Origin of the sequence: Methylobacterium isbiliense (genome assembly GCF_022179325.1) — a bacterium.
Taxonomy (GTDB): Bacteria; Pseudomonadota; Alphaproteobacteria; order Rhizobiales; family Beijerinckiaceae; genus Methylobacterium; species Methylobacterium isbiliense.
In genome coordinates this window covers 1-9,493 of sequence record NZ_BPQQ01000135.1, presented here as the reverse complement: position 1 = coordinate 9,493, position 9,493 = coordinate 1, and the positions used below count along the sequence as shown (strand labels likewise).

General features: G+C 71.1%; 6 protein-coding genes and 1 pseudogene. All 7 read left to right on the top strand.

Going from position 1 to position 9,493, the window contains the following annotated elements; genetic code table 11:
• Nucleotides 1–196 (top strand): annotated as a pseudogene (locus tag MFF61_RS33080) (transketolase); the annotation flags it as partial.
• On the top strand, nucleotides 193–1,221 hold the full coding sequence (locus tag MFF61_RS33075) for a transketolase family protein (RefSeq protein WP_238242000.1): 1,029 nt from the start codon (nucleotides 193–195) through the stop codon (nucleotides 1,219–1,221). The pseudogene MFF61_RS33080 and the gene MFF61_RS33075, both read left to right, overlap by 4 nt.
• Nucleotides 1,212–2,111 (top strand): NAD(P)-dependent oxidoreductase, encoded by a 900-nt coding sequence (locus MFF61_RS33070; protein WP_238241998.1) that lies wholly within the window; start codon nucleotides 1,212–1,214, stop codon nucleotides 2,109–2,111. Before MFF61_RS33075 ends, MFF61_RS33070 begins: the two co-directional genes overlap by 10 nt.
• Before the next feature lie 280 nt (nucleotides 2,112–2,391).
• On the top strand, nucleotides 2,392–3,408 hold the full coding sequence (locus MFF61_RS33065) for a TRAP transporter substrate-binding protein (RefSeq protein ID WP_238241997.1): 1,017 nt from the start codon (nucleotides 2,392–2,394) through the stop codon (nucleotides 3,406–3,408).
• A 12-nt stretch (nucleotides 3,409–3,420) separates the two neighbouring features.
• Nucleotides 3,421–5,304 (top strand): TRAP transporter large permease, encoded by a 1,884-nt coding sequence (locus tag MFF61_RS33060; RefSeq protein ID WP_238241995.1) that lies wholly within the window; start codon nucleotides 3,421–3,423, stop codon nucleotides 5,302–5,304.
• A 253-nt stretch (nucleotides 5,305–5,557) separates the two neighbouring features.
• Nucleotides 5,558–7,555, top strand: coding sequence for a transketolase (gene tkt, locus MFF61_RS33055; RefSeq protein ID WP_238241992.1), 1,998 nt, complete (start codon nucleotides 5,558–5,560; stop codon nucleotides 7,553–7,555).
• A 347-nt stretch (nucleotides 7,556–7,902) separates the two neighbouring features.
• On the top strand, nucleotides 7,903–9,294 hold the full coding sequence (locus MFF61_RS33045; RefSeq protein WP_283206069.1) for a flagellin N-terminal helical domain-containing protein: 1,392 nt from the start codon (nucleotides 7,903–7,905) through the stop codon (nucleotides 9,292–9,294).
• Nucleotides 9,295–9,493: the final 199 nt, after the last annotated feature.

Here is a 9,493-nt window from a genome sequence, read left to right as displayed (position 1 = left end):
CTCCGGATGGGCCTTGGCGGCGTCGAAGGCCGCCAAGGCCCATCCGGAGCCCAAGCCCCGGGTCATCATCTGCGACACCAAGATGGCCAAGGGCGTGCCGTTCCTCGAAGCGCGCGAGCGCAATCACTTCCTGCGTGTCGAGCCGGCGGAATGGAGCCAGGCGCTCGCGGTCTTGTCCGAGGGGAGGGCGGAATGAAGCGCTCGAAGTACGAGAGGCCGACGCACCTGCTGCAGGGCGGGCCGCGGCTCACCACCTCGGCGATGATCGCCTCGCTCGCCGCCCCCGGGCAGCGCACCAAGGCCGCGCCCTTCGGCCACGCGCTCGCGCAGCTCGCCGAGGAGCGGCCCGACATCGTCGGCCTGTCGGCGGATCTGAGCAAGTACACCGACCTGCACATCTTCGCGCAGAAGCATCCCGACCGCTTCTACCAGATGGGGATGGCCGAGCAGCTGCTGTTCAGCGCCGCGGCGGGGCTGGCCCGCGAGGGCTTCACGCCCTTCGCCACCACCTACGCGGTCTTCGCCGCACGCCGGGCCTACGACTTCATCTGCCTGGCGATCGCCGAGGAGAACCTGAACGTCAAGATGGCCTGCGCGCTGCCCGGCCTCACCACCGGGTACGGGCCGAGCCACCAGGCGACGGAGGATCTGGCGATCTTCCGCGGCCTGCCGAACCTGACGATCATCGACCCCTGCGACGCGCACGAGATCGAGCAGGTGGTGCCCGCCATGGCGGCGCATCAGGGGCCGGTCTACCTGCGCCTCCTGCGCGGCAACGTGCCCCTGCTCCTCGACGAGTACGGCTACCGCTTCGAACTCGGCAAGGCGAAGACGATCCGCGACGGGCGCGACGTGCTGATCGTCTCCTCCGGCCTGATGACCATGCGGGCGCTGGAGGCGGCGCAGGCGCTCGCCGACGACCGCATCGACGTCGCGGTCCTGCACGTGCCCACCATCAAGCCCCTCGACGAGGCGACGATCCTGGCCGAGGCCCGCCGCGGCGGGCGGCTCGTGGTGGTGGCCGAGAACCACACGGTGATCGGGGGCCTCGGCGAGGCGGTGGCGGGCGTGCTGATGCGCGAGGGCATCCGGCCCGAGAAGGGCTTCCGCCAGATCGGCCTGCCGGACGAGTTCCTGGACGCGGGCGCCCTGCCGACCCTGCACGAGCGCTACGGCCTCTCGACCGCGGCGGTGGTCCGGAGGATCCGCGAATGGCTCTAGAGCCGGTCCCGCAGCCGCCTCTGGCGTTCCTGGGCCTCGGCTCGATGGGGCTGCCGATGGCCGGGAACCTCCTCCGCAAGGGGTTTTCGGTGCGCGGCTACGACGTGCGCCCGGAAGGCCGCAGCGCCTTCGCGGCCCTCGGCGGGACCGCGGCCGGGAGCGTGGCGGAGGCCGCCGCGGGCGCCGGCGCCCTGGTGCTGATGGTGGTGAATGCCGCCCAGGCCGAGGCGGCCCTGTTCGCGGACGGCGCGCTCGCGGCGCTCGCGCCGGAGGCCGCCGTGATCCTGATGGCGACCTGCCCGCCCGACGCGGTGGCGCAGCTCGCCGCACGGGTCGAGGCGACGGGCCGGCGCTTCGTCGACGCGCCGGTCTCCGGCGGGGTCGTGGGCGCCGAAGGGGCGTCGCTCACCATCATGGCGGCGGCGGCGCCCGAGGTGCTCGCCACCGTCCGGCCGGTCCTCGACGCGCTCGGCACCCGCGTCTTCCACGTCGGCACCCGGGCCGGGCAGGGGGCCACCGTGAAGGCCGTCAACCAGCTCCTGTGCGGCGTGCACATCGCGGCCGCCGCCGAGGCGCTGTCGCTGGCCGAGAAGGTCGGGGTCGACCTGTCGGTGGTGCTGGAGATCCTGTCGGGCTCCTCGGCCGCGAGCTGGATGCTGCGCGACCGCGGCCCCCGCATGCTGGAGGCCGAGCCGCGCATCACCAGCGCGGTCGACATCTTCGTCAAGGATCTCGGCATCGTGCTGGAGGCCGGGCGGGACCAGAAGGCGGCGCTGCCGCTCGCGAGCCTCGCCCACCAGCTCTTCCTGGCGACCTCCGGGCGCGGGGACGGCGCGGCCGACGACAGCCAGGTGATCCGCTCCTACCGGGCGCTGAACGGCGAAGGGTAGCACGCGGCAAGCCCCTCTCCCGGCCGGGAGAGGGGTATCCGCAGCCCGGTCTTGAGTGTGAACGATTCCCGATCGATGCCGGATGGAGAGCATCCCCGTCGATCGACGATGCGAGCGATGTGACGCGTCGGCCCGAGTGCATCACGCAAGGGAAGATGAGGATCTCATCGAAACATGCGGCGGCGCGTCCCGGCATCCATCGGACGCGGATGCGAGCCCATTCGAACAAGACCGGGGCAGCCGGCTCCGATTGACTTCATCTCAGCTCAGGGAGAACGCCATGTCGACAGTCAAGCTCAGCCGGCGCACGCTGCTGGCCGGCGCCGCCAGTGTCCCGCTCGTCGCGATCCTGCGCCGGCCCGCGCACGCGGCGGAGTTCGAATACAAGCTCGCCACCGGCCAGGACCCGACCCATCCGGTCAACATCCGGGCGCAGGAAGCGCTGAACCGCATCCGCGAGGCCTCCGGCGGGCGGCTCGACATCAAGCTGTTCCCGGCCAACCAGCTCGGCTCGGACACCGACCTGCTCTCGCAGGTGCGCAACGGCAGCGTCGAGTTCTTCAACCTCTCGACCTCGATCCTGGCCACCTTCGTGGCGGCGGCGTCGCTGCCCAACACCGGCTTCGCCTTCAAGGATTACCAGGCCGTGTGGACCGCGATGGATGGCGGGCTCGGCGATTACGTCCGCGAGCAGATCGCCAAGACGCCGATCCAGACCGTGTCCAAGGCCTGGGACAACGGCTTCCGGCACATCACCTCCTCGACCCGCGAGATCCGCACCCCCGACGACCTCAAGGGCTTCAAGATCCGGGTCCCGCCGGCCCCGATGCTGACCTCGCTGTTCAAGGCGCTGGACGCGGGCGCCGCACCGCTGAACTTCAACGAGCTGTACTCCGCACTGCAGACCAAGATCTTCGAGGGCCAGGAGAACCCGCTCGCCATCACGGCGACGACGCGGCTCTACGAGGTGCAGAAATCCTGCAGCCTGACCGGCCACGTCTGGGACGGCTACTGGATGCTCGGCAACAAGCGTGCCTTCCAGCGCCTGCCGGAGAACCTGCGCGCCCTCGTCACCCGCGAACTCGACCGCTCGGCCGACGACCAGCGCGCCGACATCGTCCGCCTGAGCGACACGTTGCGCCAGGACCTCACCGCCAAGGGCATCAAGTTCGTCGAGGTGGATCGGGGCCCGTTCCGCGATGCGCTCAGCCGCACGACCTTCTACAAGGACTGGAAGGCGAAGTTCGGCGACGCGGCCTGGGGTCACCTGGAAGCCGCCTCCGGCAAGCTGGCCTGACGGGAGGATGTGATGCATCTCGAACTCGCCGAGGCGCCGGCCGTACCGGCGCTCACCGGACGTCGTGCGTGGCTCAAGGGGCTCGACGACGCGCTCGGCCACCTGGTCGAGATCCCGGCGGCCGCGCTGGTGGTGCTGGAGGTCGTGGTCCTGTTCGCCGGCGTGGTGAGCCGCTACGTCTTCCACCAGCCCATCGTCTGGGCCGACGAACTCGCCTCGATCCTGTTCCTCTGGCTCGCCATGCTCGGCTCCGTCGTGGCCTACCGGCGCGCCGAGCACATGCGCATGACCGCGCTCGTCAGCCTCGCCTCGCCCCGCACCCGCGCCTTCCTGGACGCCATCACCCTGGTCGCGGGCCTCGTCTTCATCGGCTTCCTCCTCCACCCCGCCTACGACTTCGCCGCCGAGGAGATCTTCGTCCAGACCCCGGCGCTCGAGATCACCAATGCGTGGCGCGCCGCCGCCCTCCCGGTCGGCTTCGCGCTCATGCTCGCCATCTCGGTCCTGCGCCTCGCCGAGAGCCCCGACTGGCGCGCCCCGCTCGGTGCGCTGGTGCTCGCCGGCCTCGTCGTCGCCGGCCTGCTCCTCGCCGAGCCGACCCTGCGCACGCTCGGCAACTGGAACCTCGTCCTCTTCTTCGTCATCGGCGTCGGCGCCCTGGTCTTCTCCGGGGTGCCGATCGCCTTCGCGTTCGGGCTGTCCACCTTCGCCTACCTGATGCTCACCACGCGCGCCCCCGCCATGGTGGTGGTCGGGCGGATGGACGAGGGGATGAGCCACCTCATCCTGCTCGCCGTGCCGCTGTTCGTGTTCCTCGGCCTCTTGATCGAGATGACCGGCATGGCGCGCGCCATGGTGGGCTTCCTGGCGAGTCTGCTCGGCCACGTGCGCGGCGGCCTGCACTACGTGCTGGTGGGGGCCATGTACCTCGTCTCGGGCATCTCCGGCTCCAAGGCCGCCGACATGGCGGCGGTGGCGCCCGTGCTGTTCCCCGAGATGAAGGCGCGCGGCGCCAAGGAGGGCGACCTCGTGGCGCTGCTGGCCGCCACGGGCGCCCAGACCGAAACCATCCCGCCCTCGCTGGTGCTGATCACCATCGGCTCGGTCACCGGCGTGTCGATCACCGCGCTGTTCACCGGCGGCCTGCTGCCGGGCGTGGTGCTGGGGGTGACGCTGTGCCTGCTGGTGTGGTGGCGCTACCGCCACGAGGATCTCAGCCACGTGCGGCGCGCGACCTGGGGCGAGATCGGGCGCACGCTGGTGATCGCCATCCCGGCGCTGGCGCTGCCCTTCGTGATCCGGGCCGCCGTGGTGGAGGGCGTGGCGACCGCCACCGAGGTGTCGACCATCGGCATCCTGTACGCGATCCTGGCCGGCCTGCTGGTCTACCGCCAGTTCGACTGGCGGCGGCTCTACCCGATGCTGGTGGCGACCGCCTCGCTGTCGGGGGCGATCCTGCTGATCATCGGGGCGGCGACCGGCATGGCCTGGGCGCTGACGCAGTCGGGCTTCTCGCAGAAGCTCGCGGTGCTGATGACCGGCCTGCCGGGCGGTCCGCTCGGGTTCCTGGTCGTCTCGGCGGTGGCGTTCATCATCCTCGGCTCGGTGCTGGAAGGCATCCCGGCGATCGTGCTGTTCGGCCCGCTGCTGTTCCCGATCGCGAGGGCGGTCGGCGTGCACGAGGTGCACTACGCGATGGTGGTGATCCTGGCGATGGGCATCGGGCTGTTCGCCCCGCCGTTCGGGGTGGGCTACTACGCGGCCTGCGCGATCAGCCGGATCCATCCGGACAAGGGGATCCAGCCGATCGTGGGCTACATCCTGGCGATGATCGTCGGTCTGGTGGTCGTCATCCTGGTCCCCTGGATCTCCATCGGCTTCCTGACCAAACCGTAACTTGGCCAAACCGTAACTTGGCCAAACCCTGACCTTGGCCGGCCGGAGCGGTCACCCGCTCCGGCCGATCACGCAGCACCCCGGCGCGGCCCTGCCCGAGCGAGGCCGCGGCACCCCCCGCCGCGCGGCGGACGCCTCTCCCGCGGGAGAGCCGTCCCGGCGCGGACATCCAGCGCCTCCCGCCCTTCCGACGATGCTCGCGGAGCCGCCCCCGGCGGCACCGAACGGCCCCGCCTTGCCCGAAGGACCCGTCATGTCCGAGATCATCACGTCCGATCCCTCACCCCGCCGCATGGCCGACGCCATCCGGTTCCTCGCCCTCGACGCCATCGCGCGGGCCGGGGACGGCCATCCCGGCGCGCCGCTCGGCTGCGCCGAGATCGCCACCGCGCTGTTCACCCGGCACCTCGTCTGCAATCCGGACGACCCGGAATGGCCCGACCGCGACCGCTTCGTCCTGTCGAACGGCCACGGCTCGATGCTGCTCTACGCAGTGCTCCACCTCTCGGGCTACGCGGGCATTCCGATCGAGGCCATCCGGCGCTTCCGCGAACTCGACTCGCCCTGCCACGGCCACCCGGAATTCGCCCCCGGCCACGGCATCGAGGCGACGACCGGGCCCCTCGGCCAGGGCATCGCCAACGCGGTCGGCATGGCGGTGGCGGAGGCCAAGCTCGCGGCGGAGTTCGGCCCCGGCCTCGTCGACCACCGCACCTACGCCCTCGTCGGCGACGGCTGCCTGATGGAGGGCATCGCCCACGAGGTGATCTCGCTCGCCGGTCACCTGCGCCTGGGCAAGCTCACCTTCCTGTGGGACGACAACCTGATCACCGACGACGGCCACACCGACCTGTCGATCTCCGAGGACGTGCGGGCGCGCTTCCGCGCCGCGGACTGGCAGGTGATCGACTGCGACGGCCACGACGTCGCGGCGGTCTCGGCCGCGCTCCTCCTCGCCAGGGCCGATCCGCGCCCGAGCCTGATCGCCTGCCGCACCACCATCGGGCGCGGCCTGCCGCGGCTCGAAGGCCAGCGCGGCGCGCATGGCGGACGGGTGTTCGACAGCGACTGCGCCGAGGCCCGCGAGGCGGCCGGCTGGGAGGCGCCCGCCTTCGCGGTGCCGCCGGACATCGCCGCGGCGTGGCGGCGCGGCGCCGCCGCGCGCAACCGCGCGGCCTACGCGGCGTGGCAGGAGCGCCGGGCGGCGCTGCCCGAGGCGACGCGGGCGGAGTTCGACCGTCGCGCGCAGGGCCGCCTGCCCGAGGGCTGGCGCGACGCGCTGCGGACGCTCCGGCGCCGCGCCGCCGAGGCCGCGCCCGAGCGCCCGAGCATCGAGGTGGCGGCCGACACCCTCGCGGCGCTCGCCGACACCATCCCCGACCTGTTCAGCGGCGCCCCCGACCTCGAAGGCCCGACGCGCCACAAGCAGGCGCTCGCCGCCTTCACGGCGGAGAACCGCGCCGGGCGGTACCTGCATTACGGGGTGCGCGAGCACGCGATGGGCGCGATGATGAACGGCATGGCCGCCCATCGCGGCCTCGTGCCGGTGGGCGCCACCTACCTCGTCTTCTCCGACTACCTGCGCCCGGCCCTGCGCATGGCCGCGCTGATGGAGCTGCCGGTCGTCACGGTCTACAGCCACGATTCGATCGGCATCGGCCGCAACGGCCCGACCCACCAGCCGGTGGAGTTCCTGGCCTCGCTGCGCGCCATGCCCAACATGCTGGTGCTGCGCCCGGCCGACGCGGTGGAGACGGTGGAGGCCTGGGAACTGGCGCTCGCGAACCGCCACGGTCCGACCTCGCTGATCTGCTCCCGCCAGCCCCTGCCGCCCCTGCGGCGCGGGGACTCGGCGGAGAACCTCAGCGCCCGGGGAGCCTACGTGCTGGCGGAGGCGTCGGATGGCCCCGCGCGCGCGACGCTCATCGGCACCGGCTCCGAGGTAGCGGTGGCGCTCGCGGCGCGCGCGCGGCTGCAGCAGGAGGGCATCCCGACCCGCGTCGTCTCGATGCCGTCCTGGGAACTGTTCGCGGCCCAGCCGGAGGCCTACCGGGCCGAGGTGATCCCGGCCGACACGGTGCGGGTCGCCGTCGAGGCGGCGGTGCGCCTCGGCTGGGACCGCTGGATCGGGGAGGGAGGCGGCTTCGTCGGCATGGCGGGCTTCGGCGCCTCGGGGCCGGGCGAGGACCTCTTCCGCCACTTCGGCATCACGCCGGACGCGGTCGTGCGGGAGGTGAAGGCGCGGCTGTGACGGGGCGCCCGCACCGCAAGCCCTGATTAACCATGGGAGGCGGCGGGGGCCGGCCGCATCGGCCCGGCCCCCGCGATTTCAGGACTCGTTAAAGCGCGACCGCCTACGGTCAGGGCGTCGCACGAGCGATCTCGACGAAGATCACATGGTGACGGCAACACGCAGGACGGAATAGATCCTCGGATCTATTGGCATGAGGCCGCTTCGTCCTTCCGGTGAGAGCCCGTGGTCATTGCGTTGTGGGTTAGGTCCGGCCTCGGACCTAAAGGCATGATGCCGCTCCGCTTCTCCGGTGCGAGCCCGGACCAGCAGCCCAGTTCCGCAGTTCCAGTAACGAGTACCTGACCATGACCAGCCTGCTCACCAACAGCGCCGCGATGACGGCGCTGACGACGCTCAAGGGCATCAACGCGCAGCTCGACATGACGAGCAACCGGGTGTCCACCGGCCAGCGCGTCTCGGCCGCCTCCGACAACGCCGCCTACTGGTCGATCGCCACCACGGTGCGCACCGACAACGCCTCGCTCGGCGCCGTCAAGGATTCGCTCGGCCTCGGCTCCTCGGCCGTCGACACCGCCTATAACGGCCTCAACAGCGTTCTCTCCGACCTGCAGAACATGCGCGCCAAGCTGCAGACCGCCCTGCAGCCGGGCGTCGATCGCGCCAAGGTCCAGACCGAACTCGTGGCCATCCAGAGCAAGATGAAGGCCACCGCCGATTCATCGATCTCGTCGGGCCAGAACTGGCTGTCGGTGGATTCCTCGGCCACGAACACCGCCTATCAGGCGACCCAGAGCGTGGTCGCGGGTTTCTCGCGCGCGGCGAGCGGCTCGATCACCTTCTCGACCATCGCGGTCCAGGTCGGCCAGATCAAGCTCTACGACACGAACGCGACGAGCGTGAACACCCCGGCGACGGCCGGCCAAGTGTTCGGCACCACGTCGCTCACCGGCACGGCGGGCTTCACCGGCGGCACCGCGAACTTCAGCGGCACCAACGAGGTGAAGTTCGACCTGACGCTCGGCGACGGCTCCGCCGCAACGATCACGCTGAACAACACCACCCTGTCCTCGGCGGTCGGGAACCTCGCGGCGGTCACCACCACCGAGTTCCTCGACGCCATCAACAACCAGATCGCCGCCGACACCACCACCACTCCGCTCGCCGGCAAGGTTTCGGCCTCGCTGGACAGCTCGGGCCGTCTCACCTTCAAGACCACCGCCACGGGCTCGGGCACCAACGCGTCGATCACCATCCAGAACGCCACGGCGACGGGCGGCTACACGCTCGTCGATGTCGGCTTCGGCACCGGCACGGCCGGCACCGACGCACGCACCGGCAGCGGCTCGGCCGCGGGCACCACGGCCGGCCGCGGCATCCTCGACACCGTCGACGGCACCACGACCTTCTCGGTCAACACCATCGACATCAGCACCCTCGTCGGCACCGCCGGCGACACCACGCTGAAGAACATCATCACCCAGGTCGACAAGGCGATCGCCAGCGTCACCAATGCCGGCACCAAGCTCGGCGCCAACAAGACGCAGATCGACGGCCAGAAGACCTTCGTCGACACGCTGATGAAGGCCAACGACCGCACCATCGGCACGCTGGTGGACGCGGACATCGAGGAGGAGTCGACCAAGCTGAAGGCGCTCCAGACCCAGCAGCAGCTGGCCGTCCAGGCGCTCAGCATCGCCAACTCGGCGAGCCAGACCGTCCTCTCGCTCTTCCGCTAAGGCCGCGGGCGCCCTCGGGCGCCGCAGGCGAGGGGCCACGCTTCGCAAGAAGCGTGGCCCTTCTCGTTGGGCAGCCCGCCAGGGCTCTGCCCCCTCTGTCGCCCGGGCCGCCCGGCGTCGACAGGACGCCGTCTCATGGCAAGGGCCCAAGATGCTGACGCATCGGGCCATTGAGAGATCTCGATTGTTCGAAGCCAGA

What these genes read in the sequence shown, in the direction of transcription:
- MFF61_RS33065 (WP_238241997.1), top strand. Translation starts at nt 2,392, where the DNA reads ATGTCGACAGTCAAGCTCAGCCGGCGCACGCTGCTGGCCGGCGCCGCC.
- tkt (WP_238241992.1), top strand. Translation starts at nt 5,558, where the DNA reads ATGTCCGAGATCATCACGTCCGATCCCTCACCCCGCCGCATGGCCGAC.
- MFF61_RS33045 (WP_283206069.1), top strand. Translation starts at nt 7,903, where the DNA reads ATGACCAGCCTGCTCACCAACAGCGCCGCGATGACGGCGCTGACGACG.
- MFF61_RS33075 (WP_238242000.1), top strand. Translation starts at nt 193, where the DNA reads ATGAAGCGCTCGAAGTACGAGAGGCCGACGCACCTGCTGCAGGGCGGG.
- MFF61_RS33060 (WP_238241995.1), top strand. Translation starts at nt 3,421, where the DNA reads ATGCATCTCGAACTCGCCGAGGCGCCGGCCGTACCGGCGCTCACCGGA.
- MFF61_RS33070 (WP_238241998.1), top strand. Translation starts at nt 1,212, where the DNA reads ATGGCTCTAGAGCCGGTCCCGCAGCCGCCTCTGGCGTTCCTGGGCCTC.